At 74.3% G+C, this 21461-nt stretch carries 17 protein-coding genes; 4 read left to right on the forward strand and 13 right to left on the reverse strand.

Annotated features, from left to right (window positions below; translation table 11 throughout):
* Positions 1–70 precede the first annotated feature (70 nt).
* Together ACFZAU_RS34670 and ACFZAU_RS34675 are read left to right on the forward strand one after the other, a co-directional pair.
* A complete protein-coding gene (locus tag ACFZAU_RS34670; protein WP_500555465.1) occupies positions 71–1237 on the forward strand; it encodes a methyltransferase domain-containing protein in 1167 nt (388 codons plus the stop codon).
* Positions 1234–1608, forward strand: a complete 375-nt coding sequence (locus tag ACFZAU_RS34675) for a GntR family transcriptional regulator (RefSeq protein ID WP_500464503.1) — start codon at positions 1234–1236, stop codon at positions 1606–1608. The genes ACFZAU_RS34670 and ACFZAU_RS34675 overlap by 4 nt, the downstream gene beginning before the upstream one ends.
* Before the next feature lie 16 nt (positions 1609–1624).
* Here the strand turns inward: ACFZAU_RS34675 and ACFZAU_RS34680 are convergent, their stop codons facing one another.
* Positions 1625–2167, reverse strand: a complete 543-nt coding sequence (locus tag ACFZAU_RS34680; protein WP_500555466.1) for a TrmH family RNA methyltransferase — start codon at positions 2165–2167, stop codon at positions 1625–1627.
* On the reverse strand, positions 2167–3282 hold the full coding sequence (locus tag ACFZAU_RS34685) for a DUF5925 domain-containing protein (RefSeq protein ID WP_499603759.1): 1116 nt from the start codon (positions 3280–3282) through the stop codon (positions 2167–2169). Before ACFZAU_RS34685 ends, ACFZAU_RS34680 begins: the two co-directional genes overlap by 1 nt.
* A 130-nt stretch (positions 3283–3412) precedes the next feature.
* Here ACFZAU_RS34685 and ACFZAU_RS34690 point away from each other — a divergent pair, with 130 nt between their 5' ends.
* Positions 3413–4834 (forward strand): GH39 family glycosyl hydrolase, encoded by a 1422-nt coding sequence (locus tag ACFZAU_RS34690; RefSeq protein ID WP_500555467.1) that lies wholly within the window; start codon positions 3413–3415, stop codon positions 4832–4834.
* Positions 4835–5003: 169 nt separating this feature from the next.
* Here the strand turns inward: ACFZAU_RS34690 and ACFZAU_RS34695 are convergent, their stop codons facing one another.
* The 7 genes from ACFZAU_RS34695 to ACFZAU_RS34725 all read right to left on the reverse strand — a co-directional run bounded on the left by ACFZAU_RS34695 (position 5004) and on the right by ACFZAU_RS34725 (position 13548).
* On the reverse strand, positions 5004–5207 hold the full coding sequence (locus tag ACFZAU_RS34695) for a hypothetical protein (protein ID WP_499603755.1): 204 nt from the start codon (positions 5205–5207) through the stop codon (positions 5004–5006).
* Between the two features lie 117 nt (positions 5208–5324).
* On the reverse strand, positions 5325–9083 hold the full coding sequence (locus ACFZAU_RS34700) for a lipopolysaccharide biosynthesis protein (RefSeq protein WP_500555468.1): 3759 nt from the start codon (positions 9081–9083) through the stop codon (positions 5325–5327).
* Positions 9076–9900 (reverse strand): polysaccharide deacetylase family protein, encoded by an 825-nt coding sequence (locus ACFZAU_RS34705; RefSeq protein WP_500555469.1) that lies wholly within the window; start codon positions 9898–9900, stop codon positions 9076–9078. Before ACFZAU_RS34705 ends, ACFZAU_RS34700 begins: the two co-directional genes overlap by 8 nt.
* 52 nt (positions 9901–9952) lie before the next feature.
* Positions 9953–10915 (reverse strand): glycosyltransferase family 2 protein, encoded by a 963-nt coding sequence (locus tag ACFZAU_RS34710; protein ID WP_500555470.1) that lies wholly within the window; start codon positions 10913–10915, stop codon positions 9953–9955.
* Complete coding sequence (locus ACFZAU_RS34715; protein WP_500555471.1) at positions 10912–11709, reverse strand: glycosyltransferase family 2 protein; 798 nt, start codon at positions 11707–11709, stop codon at positions 10912–10914. Before ACFZAU_RS34715 ends, ACFZAU_RS34710 begins: the two co-directional genes overlap by 4 nt.
* A 413-nt stretch (positions 11710–12122) precedes the next feature.
* Positions 12123–13220: a GNAT family N-acetyltransferase gene (locus ACFZAU_RS34720; protein ID WP_500555472.1), complete on the reverse strand. Its 1098-nt coding sequence runs from the start codon at positions 13218–13220 to the stop codon at positions 12123–12125.
* Position 13221: 1 nt separating this feature from the next.
* A complete protein-coding gene (locus ACFZAU_RS34725) occupies positions 13222–13548 on the reverse strand; it encodes a hypothetical protein (protein WP_499603746.1) in 327 nt (108 codons plus the stop codon).
* 460 nt (positions 13549–14008) lie between these two features.
* On the opposite strand from ACFZAU_RS34725, the gene ACFZAU_RS34730 reads away from it, so the two are divergent.
* Entirely contained in the window at positions 14009–14800 is a 792-nt protein-coding gene (locus tag ACFZAU_RS34730) for an SGNH/GDSL hydrolase family protein (RefSeq protein WP_500555473.1), read from the forward strand.
* 105 nt (positions 14801–14905) lie between these two features.
* Here ACFZAU_RS34730 and ACFZAU_RS34735 read toward each other — a convergent pair whose 3' ends face one another.
* The 4 genes from ACFZAU_RS34735 to ACFZAU_RS34750 form a co-directional block, all read right to left on the reverse strand.
* Positions 14906–16549, reverse strand: coding sequence for a serine/threonine-protein kinase (locus ACFZAU_RS34735; RefSeq protein WP_500555474.1), 1644 nt, complete (start codon positions 16547–16549; stop codon positions 14906–14908).
* A gap of 83 nt (positions 16550–16632) precedes the next feature.
* Positions 16633–18303, reverse strand: coding sequence for a nickel transporter (locus ACFZAU_RS34740; RefSeq protein WP_500555475.1), 1671 nt, complete (start codon positions 18301–18303; stop codon positions 16633–16635).
* Complete coding sequence (locus ACFZAU_RS34745; protein ID WP_500555476.1) at positions 18300–19655, reverse strand: tetratricopeptide repeat protein; 1356 nt, start codon at positions 19653–19655, stop codon at positions 18300–18302. The genes ACFZAU_RS34740 and ACFZAU_RS34745 overlap by 4 nt, the downstream gene beginning before the upstream one ends.
* A 178-nt stretch (positions 19656–19833) precedes the next feature.
* Entirely contained in the window at positions 19834–21405 is a 1572-nt protein-coding gene (locus tag ACFZAU_RS34750) for a DUF4331 domain-containing protein (protein ID WP_500555477.1), read from the reverse strand.
* Between the last annotated feature and the right edge of the window lie 56 nt (positions 21406–21461).

A 21461-nucleotide genomic window follows, 5' to 3' on the forward strand; every position in this document is an offset into this window, starting at 1 on the left:
CCGCGCCTGCGGCGGCGGGGGCGGCCCCCGGTCATCGGGCGTTGTCAGTGGCGGGTGGAAGGATCACGGGGTGGGCGAACCGAGCAAGGACACGTACTGGGACACCGTGGCGGACCGCTTCGACGAGGAGCCGGACCACGGTCTGCGGGACCCCGCGGTGCGGGAGGCATGGGCGGCGCGGCTGCGGGGATGGCTGCCCGGCGCCCCGGCGGACGTGCTCGACCTCGGCTGCGGCACGGGCAGCCTCGCGCGGCTCGCCGCCGAGCAGGGGCACCGGGTGACGGGCGTCGACCGTTCACCGCGGATGGCCGCGCTGGCCCGGGCGAAGCTGGCCGGCACCGGGGCCCGGGTCCTGGTCGGGGACGCGGCCGGACCGCCCGTCGCGGACGGCCGGTTCGACGTGGTGCTCGTCCGCCACGTGCTGTGGGCGCTGCCCGACCCCGTGGCGGCGCTGCGCCGCTGGGCCCGGCTGCTACGCCGCGGCGGGCGCCTGGTGCTGGTCGAGGGCTGCTGGGGGGAGGTCGAGCCCGCGGGCATCCGCGCCGCCGAACTGGCCGCGATGGTCCGGCCGCTGGCCGAGCACACCCAGGTCGAGCAGCTCGCCCACGACACCGCGCTGTGGGGCCGCCCGGTCCACGACGAGCGCTACGCCGCGGTCGTGCGGATCAAGCAGCCCCGCAGGCACACGGAGATCGTCGACGTGCACCTCTTCCTGCGCCGCGGCGACGAGGTCCTGCTCGGCCGCCGGGTCAACACCGGTTACGCCGACGGACTGCTGCACGCCCCCTCCGGTCACGTCGAGGACGGCGAGGACGTCCTGACCGCCATGATCCGCGAGGCCCATGAGGAGGTGGGCGTCGTGCTGCGCCCCGAGGACGTCTCCGTCGCCCTCGTCATGCAGCACCGCGCGCCCGGCGGCGGCGAGCGCATCGGCTGGTTCTTCGCGGCGGACGGCGACGCCCACGAACCGGTCAACCGCGAGCCGGAGAAGTGCTCGGAGCTCGGCTGGTTCCCCCTGGACGCGCTGCCGGACGACATGGTGGCGTACTGCAGGGCCGGCCTGGAGGCGTACCGCGCGGGCGAGCGCTTCCTGCTGCACCTGCACGAGCCGGGCGACTCCATCGCCCACGACCCGGCGGGTCCAGGCCGTGCCGTCCTCCTCGCGGACGGCGTGTGCAGCACAATGGCCGCGACAAACAGCGCCGATCCGTCCCGCCGGGAGGACGACACACCGTGAGCCTCAAGATCACCGTCAGGCCGGACGCGGCCACCGCCCCCTACGAGCAACTGCGCGAGCAGATCGCCGACCAGGCCCGTTCCGGCGCCCTGCCGGTCGGCTACCGGCTGCCGACCGTCCGCGGCCTCGCCGACGACCTCGGGCTGGCGGCCAACACCGTGGCCAAGGCCTACCGGGCCCTGGAGGCGGACGGTGTGATCGAGACCCGCGGCCGCAACGGCACCTTCGTCGCCGCCGCGGGCGACGCCGCCGCCCGGGAGGCCGCGTCCGCCGCGTCCGCCTACGCCCAGCGCGCCCGGCGCCTCGGACTGGACCGGGCCGCCGCGGAGACCGCCGTGCGGGACGCGCTGCGCGCCGCGTACGAGGCGTAGCCCGCGCCACCACCGGTCACAGCAGCCCGGCCAGCTTGTAGAGCGCCAGCGAGCCGGCGACCGCGACGTTGAGGCCGGCGCCCGTGCCCACCATCGGGATCTCCACGGCGAGGTCGAGCAGGTCGAGTGCCTCCGGCGGTATGCCGTGCTGCTCGTGCCCCAGCACGACGACGGTGGTGCGCCGCGCGGCCGGCAGGTCCGCCAGCCGTACGGCCTCCTCGGCGAGTTCCACCCCGACGACGTGCGCCCCCCGGTCGCGCTGCCGCTGCAGCCAGCCCAGGGGGTCACCGGTCCAGTGCACGCAGGCGGGCCGCCGCAGGGTGTTGCCGCGGGCGAGCGCCTCCGGCACCCAGGGGAAGCGCGGGACGACCAGGCACGCGCCGACCGCGTCGCAGGTGCGCAGCAGCGTCCCCAGGTTCACGCCGTGCAGCGGCCACAGCGGCGCCGCGTACAGGTGGTCCCAGCAGCCGTGCGACCGCGGACGGCGTTCGCGGCGCAGTTCCGCCGGGGTACGGGTCCGGATCCGTCCCCGCGCCCCGGCGGGGGGACCCCCGGACATCAGAGGTAGAGGCCTCCGGAGGCGGAGGCCGGGGTCGTCTGGTGGGGGAGCGCGGTGCCGCCGGAGGAGGACGCGGCACGGCGCAGCGCGTACAGCTCCGCGAGCGTGGCGCCGTCCCGACCGACGCCCTCGGACGTACCGAGCCAGCCGGTCGCCTCGGCGCGGGTCAGCGGGCCCACCTCTATCCGGGCCAGGCAGCGGCCGGGACGGACCACCGCCGGGTGCAGACGCTCCAGGTCCTCGTTGGTGGTGATGCCGACCAGGACGTTGCGGCCCTGGCCGAGCAGGCCGTCCGTGAGGTTGAGCAGCCGCGACAGGGCCTGCCCGGTCTGGTGCTTGGCCTGGCCGCGGATGAGCTCGTCGCAGTCCTCCAGGAGCAGCAGCCGCCAGCGGCCCGGCCCTTCGGAGTCGTCCTCGCCGATGGCGATCTCCATCAGGTAGCCGACGTCGTTGAAGAGCACCTCGGGGTCGAGGACGCAGTCCACCTGGCACCAGTCGCGCCACGACCGGGCCAGCGTGCGCAGCGCGGAGGTCTTGCCGGTGCCCGGCGGACCGTGCAGGAGCAGCAGCCGGCCGCTGACGTCGTCGGCAGTGAGCTTCATCAGCCCGTCCATGGCCTCGGCCACGGGCGCCGTGTAGTTGCCCCGCACGTCGTCCCAGGGGGCGGCGCTGATCTGCCGGGTGATGCGGTGCGGGCCGCGGCGCGGTGCGACGTACCAGAAGCCCATGGTCACGTCGTCGGGCTGCGGTTCCGGCTGGTCCTCGGCGTCCTCGACGGCCTCGGCCAGGACGCGCCGCGCCAGCTCCTCGCTGACCGCCGTCACCGTCACGTCGGCCCGGCGGTGCCAGCGCGAGACGAGGATCGTCCAGCCGTCGCCCTCGGCGAGGGTCGCGCCGCGGTCCTTGTCCCGCGCGGAGCGCAGCACCGACCCGCCGCCCGGCAGGAGCGTCAGCCCCGACTTGACCCGGTCCAGGGACGTGCCGCAGGAGTAGGGCTGCTCGCCGGTGACGAAGCGGCTCAGGAACAGGGCGTCGATGGCGTCGGACGGCGAGTCGTCGTCGTTCATGCCGAGACGGATGGACAGGGCGCGATGCGGGGGCGTTGCGTCGGGCATGCCGCACATGATCCGGCACAAGGTCCTCATTCGCACCGGGTTTTTGCGGAGTGGCGGAATACCCCTGAATCCCTGAACGGCCGGTGAAACCGGCCCGATCCGGGCATCGCGGCGGTTACCCTGACGGGTGATGGGACGTCATGCGAACGTGCGTGTGGGGTTGCCGGGGGCCGGGCGGCGAGGCGTCACCCTGCTCCTGGGCATCGGAGTGGCCGCGCTGGTCCTCCTGTTGGCGATGTGCGATCTCGGGGGCGGCGCGGGCAGCACCGCGCGCGGCAACGGCGGCGCGGGAGGCGGGGTGCACGGCCCGTCGACCGCGCCCACCGGAAGTCCCAAGACCGGGCTGGGCTTCGGCCTGACCCACACCGAGTACAGCGCGGACCACGGCGGTCAGACGGCCAAGCGGTCCGCGGAGCGGCTGCTGTCGGAGCGTGCGCTGCCGCAGAACCAGGCGATCATGGGCTGGGGCGCCGACAACCCCGAACCCTCGCCCGGCACCTACGACTTCGGGGAACTCGACGACCGGGTCGACCTGGTCCGCGCCAGCGGCGGCACGCCTGTCATCACGCTGTGCTGCGCCCCGGACTGGATGAAGGGCGGCAAGGCCGGGACGACCGACTGGTCACGGCTCGAGGTCGCCCCCGACCGCGCGCACTTCGACGACTTCGCCGCGCTCGCCGCCACCGTGGCCCGGCGCTACCCGGACGTGCGGCACTTCATCGTCTGGAACGAGTTCAAGGGCTTCTGGAACGACGGCCGGCAGCGCTGGGACTACGAGGGCTACACCGACCTCTACGACCGGGTGTACCGGGCCCTGAAGGAGGTGAACCCCGGCAACCTCGTCGGCGGCCCCTACCTCGTCATGGACAGCTTCGCCCCGGGCGACGACGGCAACGGGGACGCCTCCGCGACCCTCAAGGGCCCCTGGGGCGCCGCGGACCGGCGGGCCCTGGACGCCGTCGACTACTGGCTGGAGCACAAGGCCGGTGCCGACTTCATCGTCGCCGACGGCTCCAGCACCAGCCGCGACGACCGCATGCGGCCCGACGAGTTCTCCGCCACCGAGAAGTTCGCGGCGGTCGGCCGCTGGCTCAAGGAACGCAGCGGCGGGCTGCCCCTGTGGTGGGCCGAGTGGTACGTGGAGCCCGACGACGGCAGTGCCGGCTGGGACGAGCGCCACCGCACCGCCGTGCAGGCCGCCGCGATGATGGAACTCGCCCGCGGCGGCGCCGACGCCGCCTTCTACTGGAACCCCCAGGAACGCGGCCGTTCCTGCCCCGGCTGCCTGTGGACCAGCACCGAGCTCTCCTCGGGCGGCGGGGAGCAACTGCCCATGATGGACCTGCTCCGGCGCTTCGCCGCCGCCTTCCCGCCGGGCACCCGGTTCCGTGACGTGTCCGTCGCGGAGGACGACCGGCCCAACGTGCGCGTCCTCGCGGACGACCGCGCCGTCCTGGTCGTCAACACGCTCGGCCGCACCATCCGGGCGACGGTCGACGGCCGTTCCTTCGACCTCCCCGCGTACGGCGTCCGCTGGCTGCGCCGGGGGTAGCCGAGCCGGGTGCGGGTGGGTGGTTCGGCTTTCCCGCCGTGTCGCGCCCTGCGGGCGCAAAGATGCCGGCCCCCCACCCTCCCCCTCCGCAGCCGGCGCTGTGCGCCCGAAGGGCGCGAGACGAACCCGCACCCACCCGTCCACCGAACCTCCGGCAGGACGCAGTCGGTCAGCCCACGGTGCGGATCAGCCACTCGTCCGGGTTGTAGGTGTCCCTGGCGGGCTGCGGGGCCGTGGCCGGGGTCTCCACGAAGGTGTCCTCCGGGCGTATGCGGTCCGGCAGCTTCCCGAAGCGGGCGCGCCGCGACTGCGCGGCCTCGTCCTCCACGGCCGGGTCCGCCACGGTCCTCCGGGGGCTCTGGTCCTCGGTCATCGGGCCACCTCCTTCACTCCTGCCACGACAACGCGGAGGCTCGGACGGGTGTTCCCCCGGGTGCCCACCCGACGAACCCCGGTGCCCCCCGCCGGTACGGGCGGGGGGCCCGGCCGGTCACCGCAGGGTGAGGAACCGCTCGACCGTGGCCGCCAGGAACACCAGCAGCAGCGGCGCGGCCGCCGGCAGCGAGATCCGCATGCCGCGCCGCCGCCGCGCCTCGGGCAGCGTGACCCGGGCCAGTTCGCGGGCGCCGAGCAGCACCAGCAGCGCCACCCCGGCCAGCACGCCCGCCGCCGTCCAGGCGTTCCAGGTCACGACCGGGAAGACGCGGCCGGGCCGTGGCTCCGGTACCGGCCAGTCGGCGGGCTGCTCCCGCAGCTCGTACAGCGTCGCGTCCTCGTCCCGCAGCACCGGCCGCAGCTCGGGGCGTCCGTCGAGGGAGCGCAGCAGCTTGTCCGGCCAGGTCGCCGAGAAGCCGGCGTCCAGCTGCAGGTAGGTGTTCTGCCCGCGCGACACCATCAGGTACGAGTTGGGCCCGGCGTCGCGCAGTGCCTCGACCAGGGGACCGACCAGCACCGGGTCGCGCGGGGCGAGTACCGGCACGTACGTCACGCGTTCCATGTCGCGGGCGTTCCACGGCAGGCTGGGCGTGACGTCCTCCACGGGGTCGGTGCTGAGCCAGACCACCCGCGCGGTGGGCCGGTCGTGCTCGTAGACGTACTCCATGGCCGCGACCTCGCCCGTGCGGACCCGCTCGAAGGACTCGTTGCCCCAGCGCGCCACGAGGAAGCCCGCGATGAGCACCCAGCCGGCGAGCAGCGCCGCGACCGGCCCGCGCCACCCCCGGTCCGACGAGCTGCGCGGGAAGATCGCCAGCGCGCCGAGCACACAGGCGCCGGGCAGGGCGAAGAGGAACACCCGCAGCGCCATCTCGCCGCCGTAGGACTGCATGCCGAAGCCGAGGAAGGGCACGAACAGCAGCACCAGCAGCGTCCGGTCGGTGAACCCCGCCCAGCGGCGGCGCAGCCAGCCCAGGACCGCGAGCGCCATGACCGATCCCGCCAGCGCCACCCGCACGTAGAGCACCAGCTTGTGGACGGTGCTGCCGCCCTCAATGCGCCCGGAGACGCTGGAGGAGACGTTGCCGCCCAGCGAGCCCATGCCGCCGAACAACTCGTCGAAGTGACCCGACCAGTACGGCTCGGCGACGAAGCAGATCCACCCGACCAGCAGCACCCCGCACAGCAGGGGCAGCCCGGCCGGCGTGGAACGGCGGACGAGGACCAGCACGGTCAGCACGCCGAGCATGACGAACGGGGTCAGCTGATGGCTGACGACCGAGGCGGCGAACAGCCCGACCAGCAGCGCCAGCAGCAGCGCCCGGTCGCCCCGGCCCACCGTCGGCACGTCGGCCTCGCCCGGGATCAGCTTGCCCGCGGGCGGGCCGGCGGCGCGGAACCACACCAGGAGCACCGCGGCGAACATCAGGTACAGGAGGTGGTTGAGGGACTGCGGGGAGAAGTAGTCCTGCCCGACCCAGCCGCACAGCGCGAACAACCACGCCGCGCACCACTTGGCCCGCCGGCCGGCCCGTACCGCGCGCAGCAGCAGCGCCAGCGGGGCCAGGGAGAGCAACTGGACGGCCGGCGGCCACCAGCGCAGCACCTCGGTGAGGTCGGTGACCCCGCAGGCCGAGGCGACGAGCGTGATCACCGCGAAGAAGCCGGGCCACGAGAACCGGGCGTCCATGTCGGGCGCCGCGTCCCCGGTCCGGCCGATGTAGTCGATGAAGCCCGCGTGCTGCCAGGCCGTCGCGAACCGCGGTTGTTCCTCCAGGACCGCCGGGACCGCGTGCAGCGACACCACGGTCGCCAGCAGGACGGCGGCCAGGAGCCACGGCCGGCGGCCGGGCAGCCACAGTCCGCAGACGAACGCCAGGACGAGCAGCGCCGCGCCGGCCAGCGTCGCGGGCGGCAGGACGGAGACCAGGCCGAGCCCGTTCATCGCGTCCAGCGAGGCGTCGTCCATGCCGCGCAGGGGCAGCCAGTACAGCCCGAGCGCGCACAGCAGCAGTCCCCACACACCGAGTTCGAGCAGCAGGGTGTGCCCGCGCCGCCCTTCCTCCGGAGGCGGCTGCGCGGGCGGGCCCGGTCTCCCCGGCCCGGCGGTCGAGGGCTCCGCGGTCCTCCGTGCCGGGGACGCGGGGAGCGCCGGGAGCGCTCGGGACGCCGTCGCGGACGCGGACGCCGGCGCCGGCACGGCGGTGCCCTGCGGGGGCGTCACATAGGGGCGCCGCTCCGGGTGGTCGAAGTCCATGCGCACGCCGAGCTGGAGCGTGTCGCTGTCCAGCGCCGCGGCGCGCGCCCAGCGGGTGCCGTAGACGATCTCCAGGTCCTCACCGGCGGCCGTGGTCTCCGCCGCGCGCGCCGCGTCCGCCGTGTCCGCGGCCTCGGTCGCACCCGCCGTCTCCGCGGCTGCGGCTGGCTCCGCCGCGGGGGCGGTGGACGCCGTGTCGGAGACCAGCCGCCGCAGCCCGACCAGCGAGACCAGCGCGATGACGACGAGGCTGCCCAGTTCGGCCCAGCCCGCGCCGGTGATGCCCAGCGGGCCCAGCAGCGCGAGGGTGAACCCCAGTACCAGGACGCACAGCAGCCCCTGGAGCACGGCGAGGAGGCCGGTCCGGCTCTGGGCGCGCAGGATGCCGAAGTACACCTCGATCAGTACCCGGGTCAGCGAGCAGAGCGCCAGCAGCCGCAGCAGCGGCGCACCCTCGCGTGCGTAGCCTTCGCCGAAGACGCCGAGTATCTGCGGTGCGAAGACGACCATGAACAGGGCGATCGGGACCATGATCCTGGCCATCCGGCGCAGGGCGGCCCGGCAGTTCTCGGCGATCCGCGACGGGTCGTGCGCGCCCTCGACGGTCAGCGAGGCGCCCATGTTGATCGCCAGCAGGTCGATCGTGCCGCCGATCGTCATCGTGATGTAGAAGTACGCGTTGTCCTCGGAGCTGATCTGCGAGGCCACGATCACCGGCACGAGGTAGACCACGGCGAGGGCGAAGAAGGAGCCGGTCGCGTCCCCCGCGACGAAGCGCCGCATCTCGCGCGGCCGGGGCGCGGCCGTGGTGCCCTCCGTCGCCTTGACGTGCCGGGGCACCAGCCGCCGGAAGACCAGCCAGCCGAGCGGGACGACCGACAGCGCGATCGCGGCGACCCACGAGACGAAGACGCCCGCGGTCGGCACGGCCGCGGCGATGCCCACCAGCAGCGCCAGCTTGGCCGCGGAGAAGACGGTGTTGCCCACCGGCACCCACACCGCGCTGCGCAGCCCGGTCAGCACCCCGTCCTGGAGGGTCAGCAGCGACCAGCCGACGACCGCCGCGAGGAAGCCGAGCCCGTTGACGGGGCCGTGCAGGAAGCGGTACGAGGGGCCCCAGAAGTCCAGGGTCAGCAGGAAGACCGCCGCGGCGAGCGCCACGACGGCCGAACTCCCCGCGTACGTACCGAAGATCAGCCGCCCGGTACGGCGCCCCGAGACGGGGATGAACCGGGCCAGCGCCCCGGTGAGCGTCACGGCGGTGAGCCCCGCGAGGAACTTCATCGCGGCGATCGCCGCCGAGCCCTGGCCGACCGCGTCCTCGGTGTAGTAGCGCGCGGCGACCAGCCAGTAGCCGAGGCCCAGCACCGCGGAGACGCCGGTGTTGAGCATCAGCGCGTACGCGTTGCGGAACAGCTGGTTGCCGCCGCGCTGGGCGGTCGTCCCCCCGTCCTCGCCCCCTTCGAGGGGGCCGCCGCCCGTGGCGGCGGGCGGCGGCGCGGCGGTGGCCCCGGGATCCGTGGTGGTCGTGCTCGTGGTGGCCGTCGTCTCAGACACGGGTCTCGTGCACCTTCCGCAGGCACCGCCGGGCTCTGCGGACCAGGGCGTACCCCTTGGTCAGCGCCCGGTCCTTGGCGAAGTCGCGGGCGACGGAGCGGCCCCCGACCAGCCGCTCGAACTCCTCGGTCCCCGTGCTCCGGCGCACGGTCACCCGGGCCAGCGCGTACGGCCCCTGGCGCCGGCGGTCCGCGAGGGCGTTGCCGACGGCGAGGGCGGAGGTGAACCCCGCGGAGCGCACGGCACTCCGTACGCGGCGGCTGGAGTAGCCGTACGGGTACGCGAAGGAGAGCGGGGGAGCGCCCAGTTCGTCGCGCAGGACCTCCTTGCAGCGCAGCACCTCGGACCGCAGGCGTTCGTCGTCGAGCTGGTCCAGTTGGGGATGGGTGTGGCTGTGGCCGCCGATCTCCACACCGGCGGCGTGCAGTTCGCGCACCTGCTCCCAGTCGAGCATGGTGTCGAGGGCGGTGCCCGGCACCTCGTACGGCCCGCGCAGCCAGCCGGTCGAGACGAAGAGGGTCGCCGGGAAGCCGAGGCCCTTCAGCACGGGGAGGGCGTGCCGGTGCACGCCCTCGTAGCCGTCGTCGAAGGTGATCAGCACGGGGCGGGGCGGCAGCGGCCGCCCCGCGCGCCACGCGTCCGCCAGCGCCGTGCTGCCGAGCGGGGTGAAGCCCCGCGCGGCGAGCAGCGCCATCTGCCCGGCGAAGGCGCCGGGCGTGACCGACAGCCCGCGCGTGGCGGGCGCGGGCGTGTCGGTGACGGCGTGGTACATCAGGATCGGCACGGGACCGGTCCCCTGCCCGGCCGGCTCGGTCATACGACGGCACCTCCCGGTGCGTTGTGGTCGGACGGGGACACGGCGGGCGGTCTCATGCCGGGCCGGCCTCCCCTCGGGTGCGGAACCGGGCGACGGCGTAGCCCGCCGCCGTGGTCGCGACGCCGGCGACGATGGCGCCGGCCCGGCCCGCGCCGCCCGGACGTCCGCGCAGGGCGTCGCGCAGCCCGCGGGCCGCGCCGGCGGGCAGGACGCGGGTGGCGTACCGCCGTTCGGTCGCGAGCCCGGCGTCCGTGCCGACGCTGCGGGTGACCAGGGCCTTGGACAGGCCCTCGGCGTAGCAGCGGGTGCGGAAGTAGCCGAAACGCTCCCGGGCGGCGGGGACGCGGTGCCAGATCACGGCGCGGTCGTCGATGAGCAGCAGGCTGCCCGGCTTGGCCTGGGTGAGCCGGATGCAGAACTCGGTCTCCTCGCAGCCCAGTGGGCGCCGGTCGCCGTCCCGGCCGATGCCGGTGGCGAAGCCCCCGGCGATGTCGAAGGCGATCCGCCGGAACGAGGCGTTGCCGCCGAGCACGTTGCGCACCCGGGCGCGCCCGGCGGGCTGCCCGCGGTAGGAGGCGCCGACCACCCAGTCGAACTCCTCGGGGAACCAGTGCGGCCGGCGCCCCGAGGCCCACACCGGGCGGGTGCGCCCTCCGACGCCCATGACGGCCGGGTCCCGGTAGGCGTCGGCGAACCAGTGCAGCCAGTCGCGTTCGGCGACGGCGTCGTCGTCCAGGAAGGCGACGACCTCGCCCCTCGACGCGGCGATGCCGGTGTTGCGGCCGGCGGACAGGCCGCGCGGCCCGGCGTTGGGCAGCACCCGCACGGCCGTGCCCGCGTAGCGGCGGGTCAGCCGGGCCAGCAGGACGGGGTTGTGGTCGACCACCAGCAGCACCTCGTGGGCCGGGAGGCGTTGCGCGTGCACCGAGGCCACCGCGGCGAGGACGTCCTCCCAGCGGTCCTCGGTGTACGCGCAGACGACCACGGACACCCGGAGGAGGTCCTCGTGGGTCACCGGGCCCCCTCGCGGCGGGCCGCCCGACGCTCGTTCTTCTCCTTGAGGATGACCTTGAGGACGCGTAACCCGTCGCGGACCGCCCGCAGGTTGCTGGCGCCGTGGATGCGCACGTACTCGTGACTGGGGATCTCCTGGACCTTCAGGCCGGCCGTGACCACTCTGATGTTCATCAGGGTCTCCACCTCGAAGCCGGTGCAGTCCAGGGTGATCTTGTCCAGGCAGTGCCGCCAGAAGGCGTTGTACCCGTAGCACAGATCGGTGTAACGGGCCCCGAACTTGGCGTTGACGGCGGCGCACAGCACGCGGTTGCCCAGCTTGCGGATGGGGGTCATGTCGTCGGTGCCCCCGCCGTTGGCGAAGCGCGAGCCCTTGGCGAAGTCGGCCCCGGCGACCAGGGCGGAGACATAGGAGACGATCTCGGAGCCGTCCGCCGACCCGTCGGCGTCGACCATGACGATGATCTCGCCGGTGCAGGCGGTGAAGCCGGCGATCAGCGCGTCGCCCTTGCCCTTGCCGGTCTGCGGGACGATCCGCACGTCGGGCCGCAGCTCGCGGGCGACGCGGACGGTGTCGTCGGTGGAGTTGCCGTCGACCAGGACCACTTCGTGGATCCAGGACGGCAGGGTGGCGAACACGTGCGGCAGGTTCTCCGCCTCGTTCATCGCCGGGATGACCACGCTGACCAGCGGAGCGATGGCCAGGTGCGTGGAGACCGGCGTGAAATGGTCCGGCGCCAGGAGCGCGGCGGTCTGCGCCTGCCCGGTGGCTGCCGGGCGCAGGAAGGAGCTCATGAGTCGTGTTTCCCTCTCGTCCGGTGGGCCGCCCGTGCGGGCGGCTCTGTGGCGTGTCCGGTTCGAAAGGGGGGTTGGTCTCACCCCGCCCGGGACCCCGCGCATGGCGGGCATGTCGGTGTCCCGTGCGCAGGCCGGCCGGGTGAGCGGGCATGCGTGACCGGCCGCGCGGTTCGCGGCTCGGCACACGTGTGACGGTGACCGAGCACGGCACCCCCCTACCGCGCCCCGCGGTTGTCCTGTCGCGACTCTCTGGCCCTCCCCTTGAGCCGCTGTGCATGACAGGTCGCCGCGGGTGGATGTACGACAATATTGAGGATTGAGACCCTATGGCAATACCTGACAGAGTGAATGCCGTTTTAAGAAATTGCCATGGACTCGTCTGATTGATCATGCCTGTACGGCAATGTCCGTTATTGCGCGCCGGCGCGCAACCGTCCCACACGCTTGAGGAATCGGTCCGCCGGCTCGCGCAGCGCGGGCCGGGCCGTCACCGCGTTGCGCAGCGCGCGCACCGGCGCACGCCGGGCGCGGTGCCCGAGCGCGACCGGATGACGGCGGGTCACCCATCCCTCGGAGACCGTCAGGTCCCGCGTCTTGAGCGACTCCTTGTACTCCTTGTGCCCCCGCCCCAGGTCGAGTTGGGCCACCCCCTCGGCGGCCGCCCCCTCCGCCATCCGCAGGTGCAGCACCAGGCCCGGGGAGAACTTGGAGAACTCCGTGTCGTACGCCGGGAACCAGCAGGCGAGCACGGCGGGCGTGCGCATCCCGAAGTGCGCCGCGACCGGCCGGTCCCCCGCGTACAGCACCGACAGCCGCCCGGCGAAGCCCTCGGTGCGGGTGTGGAAGAGGTGCTCCACCAACTCGACGATCCACGGCCGTGCGAAGCGGTCGCTGCGCCCGGTTCTTCGGTACTGCGCCGACTTCCAGGCCATCAGCCGCCGCAGCGCGGCCACGTCGCGCTCGTCGTGGACGTAGCGCACCTCGCCCGCGTCCCGGCCGAGCTTGCGCTCCTTGGCGAGCGTGGTCCGCAGGAACTTGGGCGAGTGCGCCCGAAGATGGCCGAGATACGCCTCGTACCCGTGTTCCACGTCCATGACGGGCGAGGGGTACGTGCCGGTCGCGCCCTCCTCGAAGGGCTTCTGGCCCTCCATCAGGTGGTCGAACTCCCACAGGGCCAGGCCGCAGGCGCGCAGCAGCTCCCGCGCGTCCCACTGGAAGCCCGGCCGGTGCACGAGCCCCTGGCAGTCCGACAGCCCGAGCCCGACGGCCCGGCCCACGCCGGCCGCCGAGCGCTGGTACGGGAAGAAGGCCACCGGGACGCCGTCCTCGCGGACCACGGCGACGCGCACCCCCCGGTGGTGGTGGGCCACGGCCAGCGTGAACTCCGGTGACAGGAAGGGATTCCCCAGTTGCGGGCTGCCCGAGGCCACGGCCTGGTCCTGCACGCGGGTCCACTCCGCCCGGTCGGCGGCGGTGAGCTCGCCGGGGCGGTACACGGTGATGTCCACTTTACGGAGTCCGCCTTCTCTCGGCCCGGGCAAGGGAGCGCCGCAGCAGCGGCAGCAGGAACAGCGCGGCGCTCAGCGCCGCGACCACCGCGACACCACCGCGGACCGACCACATGTGCAGGGCGAGCATGCCCTGCGCCACCAGTAGGTCGATCACGATCGTGCCGCCGGCCGCCACCACTGCCCGGCTCAGCGGGTCGAGGGAGCGCAGTGCCCCGGCGAGCGCGGCCGCCGGGGCGGCCAGCAGGAAGAAGAAGGTGAACGGTGCCCTGACGGGCGAGGCGATGTCCGCGAGCGCGAGCACCGCGCCGACCCCGCCGACTCCCACGGCGGCGCCCGCGAGCAGGGGAAGTGATTCGTTGCCGGTCGGGTGACCGGATGCGTTGTCTCTACGCGTTGGTTGCATTGGCGACTTTGCCCCCCAAAACGCCGGATGCAGAAGTTCAATGTCGCTCAATTCGGGCGCGTGCGTCAAGGAAGGGGCGAACAGAAGCGGCCGCCGCGCCCGATGGGGTGACGGGCGCTCATGACGTGGGCGATTTACGTCGAACAGTTCGGACGGCCGGGGTGTTGTGTTCGATTGGCGTCGCGTCGGCGGCGCCCTTCGGGGGCGGGCCGACCGGGGGAGTGGGGTGCGGCGCCGGATGCGGCGTCACCTCCGGTGCGCGCAGGGGCGATCACGACGTGCTTAGGGATGTTCATGTCAATGAATCTTGGCATGGACACTTCCCGAAGGTGTTACTGCGCGGTACGAAAGACGCGGCAGAGATCCTGCTAAGGGAGGTTCCATGAGACTGTCCCGTTTCGTGTCAGCCGCATCCGCATTTCTCCTTACCGCCACGATCGCCCTGTTCGGTACCGGTTCCGCCCACGCCGCCGGCCCCGTCTACGTGGCCCTGGGCGACTCCTACTCCGCCGGAGTCGGTTCCGGCAGCTACGACAGCTCGAGCGGCAGCTGCTACCGCAGCAGCAAGGCGTTCCCCCGGCTGTGGGCCAACACCCATAGCCCGTCCGGGTTCTCTTTCACCGCGTGTTCGGGAGCGACCACGACCGACGTGCTCAACAACCAGCTCGGTCCGCTCAACTCCTCGACGACCCTGGTCAGCATCAGCATCGGCGGCAACGACGCCGGCTTCGCCGACGTGATGACCACCTGCGTCCTCAGCTCCGACAGCACCTGCCTCAGCCGGATCAACCAGGCCAGGGACTTCGCCAACAACCAGCTGCCCGCGCGCCTCGACTCGGTCTACAACGCCATCAGCTCCCGTGCCCCCTCGGCGCGTGTGGTCGTCCTCGGCTACCCGCGCTTCTACAAGGTGGGCACCACCTGCATCGGCCTCAGCGAGACCAAGCGCAGGGCCATCAACGACGCGGCCGACCTCCTGGACACCGTCACCGCCAAGCGCGCCGCCGACCACGGCCACACCTTCGCCGACGTCCGCGGCACCTTCACGGGGCACGAGCTCTGCTCGGGCTCGGCGTGGCTGCACAGCCTCACCCTCCCCGTCTACGAGTCCTACCACCCCACCGCCTCCGGCCAGTCCGGCGGCTACCTGCCGGTGTTCACCTCCGCCGCGTGACCCGCCGCACAGCGGCGCGCAGCACCCGGACGGCATGAGACGAGGGGTGCCGGGCTCATCGCCCGGCACCCCTCGGCCGTGCCGCGGCGGTTCGGGGCGCCGGCCTCAGGGGGTCGGCGCCGTGCCGTCCGAACCGCTCGGCGACGGGCTCGGTGCCCGGCACGTGACCGTGAACGGGACGTGCCCGGACTCCGATTCCACCGGGTGCCGCACGGCGAACGCGACCCAGCCCTCGATCGTGCCGTCCGGCTCGTAGGACGGCACCGTGTACGTGACCGTACGGCTCTTCGCGCCCCCCGCGGGGAAGTCCAGGGTCTGCTCGCCGTGGTCGGAACCGCCGGCGCTCGACGTCCAGCGGTAGGTGACCGTCACCGGAGTGCGGTCGACGGTGACGACCGCCGAGAAGGACGGCGCCTGCTCCGCGGGCGGCGGACAGCTCCCGGTGTAGGTGTCGCGCACGGCCGACACCGTGACGTGGACGTTCACTCGGGTCGGTGTGGCGGTCGGCGCCGAGGAGTGCGGCGAGCCAGAACCGCCGCCGGCCGTCGCCTCGTAGCCGCTGGCCTCCGCGTCGTCCTCGTCCTCCGGCGAGCCGGTGGCGGACGGGGACGACCCGCCGCCCGGGGTCTCGCCGGCGGTGGTCGAGGGGCCGGAACCGCCCGGGTCCTCGTCGAACAGGGCGTAGGCCACGCCCCCGACGCCCAGCGCGAGGGCGAGCACGCCCGCCGTCATCGCCACCACCGCACGGCGCGGCCGGGCCCGCGGACCGTCCGCGGGCGGGGGACCGTACCCGGGGCCGACGGGCGTCGTCGGCCCGAGCGGTGTGGAGGAGACCGGGGTCGAGGAGACCGGGGCCGAGCGGACCGGTGTGCCGCCCGGCGCCGGCAGCGGGACGGCGGCCCGCGTGGTGGCGTACGCCGTTCCGGCCCCCGGTGGGGTGCGCCCGGCGGCGAGGGCGTCCAGCAGCCGCTGCGTCTCGTCGCCCGGGAGCCGGGCGGCCGGGTCCTTCTGCAGCAGCCCCGTGATCACCGGGGCGAGCGCTCCCGCCCGGCGGGGCGCGGGCAGTTCCTCGTCCACCACCGCGCGCATGGTGCTCAGCGCCGTCTCGCGGCGGAACGGCGAACCGCCCTCCACCGCCACGTACAGCAGCACCCCCAGCGACCACAGGTCCGACGCCGGGCCGGGACGGCGGCCCAGCGCCCGCTCGGGCGCCAGGTACTCGGGCGAGCCGACCAGTTCGCCGGTGCGGGTGATCGCCGAGGACCCCTCGATCATCGCGATGCCGAAGTCGGTGAGCACGACCCGCCCGTCGTTGCCGATGAGCACGTTGCCCGGCTTCACGTCGCGGTGCAGCACCCCGGCGGCATGACCGGCGCGCAGCGCCTGCAGCACCTTGCCGCCGACGCCCGCGGCGCGCCGGGGGTCCATGGGGCCCTCCGCGTCGAGGACGTCGTCGAGCGTCACGCCCCGCACGAGCTCCATGACGATCCACGGGCTGCCCTCGGCCATGGCCACGTCGTACACCTTGATGACGTTGGGGTGCTCGACCCGCGCCGCCGCGATCCCCTCCTGCTGCAGCCGGGCGTACAGCCGCTCGACCTCCCGGTCCTCCAGGCCCGGCGGGGCCTTGACCTCCTTGACGGCCACCTCGCGGCCCAGCAGTTCGTCCCGGGCCAGCCACACCACACCCATGCCGCCCCGGCCCAGCTCGCTGATCAGCCGGTAGCGCCCCGCCACGAGCCGTGTCATCGGCGTGTCCCCCCTTCGCTCCGCCCGCAGCCCAGCATGACCGAACTTCCCCCCCCAACGGACCCTTTCGGCGGAAAGCTCCCTCAACCGGCCATCGCCAGCGCCGCCCTGAGCACCAGGCCGCAGCCCAGCACCAGCACCACGGACGCCGTGACCAGCGGCGCGAGCCGCCGCGCCGCCGCGAACGACCGCCCTCGGGCCCGCAGTACGGACGCCTTCCCGGCCAGCCGCCCGAGCCGGACGACGGCGAAACCGGCGGCCGTGAGCGTGACCGCCAGGCCCGCGCCGTACGCGAGGACCAGCAGGAAGCCGAACCAGGCCTGGCCCAGCGCGGCGGCGCCCACCAGGACGACGACCGCGGAGGGGCTGGGGACGAGACCGCCCGCGAAGCCCAGCAGGACGGTGCCCCGCAGGGTGGGCCGCGGCTCGTGCGGGTGGACGTGGACGTGGACGTGCGGATGCGGGTGGACGTGCACGGGGTGGACGGGGGCGGGGCGTTCGGCGGTGAGGACGGTGGCGGGAACGGCTTCCGCGGCGGGCGCGGTCCCGGGCGCGGACGCGGGCGCGGAGGTGGGCGGGGCGTGATGCGGGCGGCCGTGGTGGGGATGCCCGTGGCCGTGGTGAAGGTGCCCGTGCCCGTGCCCGTGGTCGTGACCGTGCCCGTGGTCGTGGTCGTGCCCGTGGGTCCGTCCCCGCAGCCGCCACGCGCGGCGGAGCAGCACCGCCCCTGCGCCGGTGACGAGCACGCCGCTCGCCACCCCCAGCCAGCCGATGACCGAGGGCGCCGCTGCCGAACCGGTCGTCACCAGCAGCCCGAGCGCGAACACCCCCATGGTGTGGGTGACCGTCACGGAGGCGCCCAGCGCGACCATGTCGCGGCGCGACCGCCGGCCCCCCGCCGCGGCCGCCGCGGCCATCAGCGTCTTGCCGTGCCCGGGCGCCAGCGCGTGCATCGCGCCGAGCGCCAGCGCCGTCAGGAGCGCCAGGGCGGCGAAGCCCGGGGTGAGCGCGTGCCGCGACACCAGGTCGGTGAGGGCCCGCGTCCAGCGGTCCGCGCCGCGCGGCAGCACACCGGCCGTGGCGGGGCCGTCGTCCTCCGCCGCGAGCGCGGGGCCGCCGGGGGTCACCCGGAAAGCGGCCGCGCGGTCGTCGGCGGGCGAGGAGAGCAGGTCCTTCGGGTACGCGGTGAGCCGCCGCGACACCGACTCCGCCGGCACGCCGGCGCCGTGGAGCGTCATGCGGTCCCCGCGCGCGGTGACCTCCCGCCAGCCCGGCCCCGTGGCGACGTCCGCCGGACGGTAGTCCAGGGACGCCGGCTCCCCGGACGGCAGCCGCGCCGTCATCCGGCACTCGACGCGCAGCGTCGTCAGTCCCGCCTGCCCCGGGCGCGCGGCCGCCGTCGCCCCGCGCACCGCGACCGGCTCGCGCCGGCCGTCGACGGTCGCCCGCGCGCCCTTCGCGGCGGCGTCGCAGCGCCGCGCCGCCCAGTCCGCCAACTCGGTGCGGCCCAGCGCACGGTCGCCGTCCCGGTCGATCACGGGTACGGCCTGCGCCGCCGGGATCTCGGCGAGGTCCTCGACGTGGTCGATCCGCAGCACACCGGGGGCGGCGACCAGGCCGTCGTAGCGGTTGACGGTGAAGTTGCCGAGCGGATGCGCCTGCGCCTGCCCCGCGGGCAGCAGCGCGAGGGCCGCTCCGGCCGCCGCCGTGACCGCCGCGGCGGCCGTCCTGTGCCGGATCCTGTGCCGGATCATGACGGGTCTCCTTCGATGCGGGCCAGCGCACGGCGGGCGGCGGGGGCTGCGGTGGGCGAGAAGCCGGGGTTGAGCCGGAGTGCCGCGGTGAGGGAGGTCCTGGCCGCCTCGCGCCTGCCGAGGGCCGCCTCGATGACACCGCGGTGGTAGAGGAAGGCCGCGTTGCGGTAACCCGGCGCCGAGGAGCGCTCGGCGTACGGCAGGGCCTCGCGGTCGCGGCCGTTGACGTGCAGGGCCCAGGCGAGCGCGTCGGCGGTGTGGACCGTACGCCGGTGCGACCATTCGGCCCGTGCCGCCCGCAGCGCCTCCGCGGCGTCCCCGTGGTCGGCGGCGACCAGCGCCGCGTCCAGGTCGGTGGCGACGCCGTTCGCCCTGGCGAGGGCGATCCAGGTGCCGACGACCGCGTACTGCCGCGCCGCACGCTCCTTCCGCCCCGCGGCCTCGTACAGCTCGCCCAGGGCGGCCAGTTGCGCCGGCAGCGGGTAGCGGTCGACGACCGTGCCCAGGTCGCGCAGGGCCTTCTCCCGGTCGCCGAGGGCCTCGTGGGTTCGGCCGCGGCCCTCGACCGCCGGCAGGTATCCGGGGTCGGCGCGCAGCGCGGTGGCGAAGTGCCGCAGCGCGTCCGGGTAGTGGCCTTGGCTCCAGGCGAGCTGGCCGAGCGCGGTGGCGACGTAGGCGGTGTCGCCCGGGGTCGCGGCCGAGTCCAGGGCGCGGGTCAGGATGCGGCGGGCACCGGCGGTGTCGCCGCGCAGTTCGTGGACGTAGGCGAGACGGGTGAAGACCGGGATGCCGGGGCGCACCGCGTCGGCGTGCTCGGCGGCGCGCAGCGCCTCGTCGTAGCGGCCGAGTTCGACCAGGGCGTCGACCCGTACGGCGAGGGCCCGCTCGGCGTAGGGGTTCACCTTCAGCGCCCGGTCCGCCTCGGCGAGGGCGGTACGGAAGTCGTGGCGGGCGGCGGCGAGCGCGGCACGCCCGGCGAGCGCGGCGTCGTTGCCGTGCGGGGAGATCCGCAGCGAGCGGCTGAAGGCCGCCTGGGCCTGCGGGTAGCGGGTCGGGTCGCCGCTGGTCCTGGCCTGCTCGACGTATGCGGCGCCGAGCGCGGCCCACCCCGCGGCGTCCTTGGGCTGGGCCCGCAGGTGCGTCTGCAGGGCCGCGATGCCGCCCGCGAGGTCGCCCTCGGCGAGGCGGTCCAGCGGGGCGTCGGCGGCGGGCGCCGCGGCCCGCGCGCCGTCCCGCGGGGCGGAGGGCCCGCCGAGGACCAGCGCGCCGGCGGTGAGCGCCAGCGCGAGGCCCAGCACCAGCGCCGCGTACAGGGCGGCGGCGCGCAGTCGGCCCGGGGCCGGTACGTCCATGGCTGCTGCCTTTCGGGAGGATGGGGTGGAGCCCGGCCGGGGCGCTTGCGGTACGCCCCGGCCGGGTGCCGTGCGGTGTGCTTCCGCCGGGTTCGCCGGGTTCAGCGGGCCCGCCGGGTTCACCGGGCCCGGCGGATCGACGGGCCGGTGTGCCTTCGGACCGGCGGCGGACCGGGCCTCAGGCCCGGCCGTGCGCCCCGCGGCCGGCGGGGCGGCGGCGCGTCCGCCACCACAGCAGCGCCGCCCCGACCAGCAGCACGCCCGCGCCGCCGGAGGCCGCGGAGGCGATCAGCACGGTCTTGTCTTCGTCACCGCCGCCGGAGAGCAGGCCGCTCCCATTGAGTTGTGTGACCCCGTTGGACTGCGCCGAGTTGGTGGCCGGCTTGGCCAGCGGGCCGTCCGAGCCCGAGGCGGGCAGGGCCACGTACGGGAAGCCGGCGCCGAAGGCCTGGTCGTTGGCGTTGACGGCGTCGCCCAGGTCGTTCTTCGACCCGACCAGTTCGCCCTCCACCACCTGCAGTGCGATGTCGACGACGTCGTCACCGAGCCTGCGGCCGTTCGGGAAGCCCGCGTTGTCGCCGTCCAGGACGCCGAGCCGCTTGGGCGCGGCGGCCGGCGGGACGGCTGTGTTGAGCCGCAGCATCTCCGACGGGCGGACGTGCGGCGGCTGGTTCAGTCCGGGCACCCCCGTCAGGAACACCTGGACGAGGTCGTCGCGCGGGGTGGCCGGGGCCTTGATCTTGTAGATGCCCTCGATGAGCTTCGGCAGTTCGGGGTGCGTCACGTTCTTCAGGAACTGGGCGTCGTTCCAGGGCGAGGAGGCGTTGAACCGGTCCTTGTCCTTGAGCGGGTTGACCACCTCGTTGACCAGCGGCATGCCGAGCCGGGACACCTGCGCCCAGTCGCCGTTCGCGGTCCGCCGCTGCGTGGTGGACCAGATGCCGACGACGGGCTGCTTCGCCGACTTGCGGATCGCGGCCGTCGGGACCTGCAGGGCTATGGTGTTGACGTTGTAGCCCTTGAGGGTGTCGTCGCCGACCTCGGAGAGGTTGCCGCCGTAGAGCAGGTCGAAGACCCGCAGGTCCAGGAAGAACGGGTCGTCGGCCTGGCCGGCGAAGGCCTTGGTGCCGCGGCCGAGGTCCTTGACGGCCTGCCGGCGCAGCACGTCGTAGTCGGGCATGGAGGCCTTGCCGACGTTCGACGGCGCGACCGGCACGTCGTTCGCGACCTTGTAGCGGCCGGTGACCTGCTGGTCGTGCAGCCGGAACAGGTCGATGTCGTAGGTCTGGCGGAAGTTCAGGTCCGGGTCGTCGAGGCTGGTGACCGGGCCGGTGTTGTAGAGGAACGTCTTCTTGTTGCGGACGTGGTCCTGGAACGTCCACCGGTAGAGGTAGTCGCCCTGGGCGTCGCCGTCGTTGTCGATGTGGATGTCGTACTGGGCGTCGTCGGCGAACTTGTAGAAGTTCGGGCCGCCGGCCGGGTCCTGGAACGGGATCCAGTTGGCCACCAGGGTGGTGGTGTCCGGGCGGTCGGGGCTGACGAACGCGTAGACGTCCGTGGTGTCGTACTGCGGCTGCCCCGAGATCAGCGGTGCCTCCCGGTGGCTGGACGCCTGCGCCGTCCCCGGTTCCAGTCCGGTGACGCCCACGGTGGCGAGTCCCCCCGCGGCCACGGCGCCCGCGGCGAGCAGGGCGATCGTGCGTGATCGCCCGAACCGGGCCCTGAGCCTGCTCCTGCTGTGTGCGGTCATCGCGTCGGTCCTTCGCGAGTCTGGCCCCTCCCCCTTGGAAGAGGTCCTGCGTGGGT

Origin of the sequence: Streptomyces sp. NPDC008238 (assembly GCF_042956445.1) — a bacterium.
Lineage (GTDB): Bacteria > Actinomycetota > Actinomycetes > Streptomycetales > Streptomycetaceae > Actinacidiphila.

Bases quoted from the DNA above. Each gene is read 5' to 3' on its own strand.
- ACFZAU_RS34745 (WP_500555476.1), bottom strand. From the start codon at position 19,655: ATGGACGTACCGGCCCCGGGCCGACTGCGCGCCGCCGCCCTGTACGCG.
- ACFZAU_RS34680 (WP_500555466.1), bottom strand. From the start codon at position 2,167: ATGTCCGGGGGTCCCCCCGCCGGGGCGCGGGGACGGATCCGGACCCGT.
- ACFZAU_RS34695 (WP_499603755.1), bottom strand. From the start codon at position 5,207: ATGACCGAGGACCAGAGCCCCCGGAGGACCGTGGCGGACCCGGCCGTG.
- ACFZAU_RS34735 (WP_500555474.1), bottom strand. From the start codon at position 16,549: ATGACACGGCTCGTGGCGGGGCGCTACCGGCTGATCAGCGAGCTGGGC.
- ACFZAU_RS34740 (WP_500555475.1), bottom strand. From the start codon at position 18,303: ATGATCCGGCACAGGATCCGGCACAGGACGGCCGCCGCGGCGGTCACG.
- ACFZAU_RS34730 (WP_500555473.1), top strand. From the start codon at position 14,009: ATGAGACTGTCCCGTTTCGTGTCAGCCGCATCCGCATTTCTCCTTACC.
- ACFZAU_RS34685 (WP_499603759.1), bottom strand. From the start codon at position 3,282: ATGCCCGACGCAACGCCCCCGCATCGCGCCCTGTCCATCCGTCTCGGC.
- ACFZAU_RS34705 (WP_500555469.1), bottom strand. From the start codon at position 9,900: ATGACCGAGCCGGCCGGGCAGGGGACCGGTCCCGTGCCGATCCTGATG.
- ACFZAU_RS34715 (WP_500555471.1), bottom strand. From the start codon at position 11,709: ATGAGCTCCTTCCTGCGCCCGGCAGCCACCGGGCAGGCGCAGACCGCC.
- ACFZAU_RS34750 (WP_500555477.1), bottom strand. From the start codon at position 21,405: ATGACCGCACACAGCAGGAGCAGGCTCAGGGCCCGGTTCGGGCGATCA.
- ACFZAU_RS34690 (WP_500555467.1), top strand. From the start codon at position 3,413: ATGGGACGTCATGCGAACGTGCGTGTGGGGTTGCCGGGGGCCGGGCGG.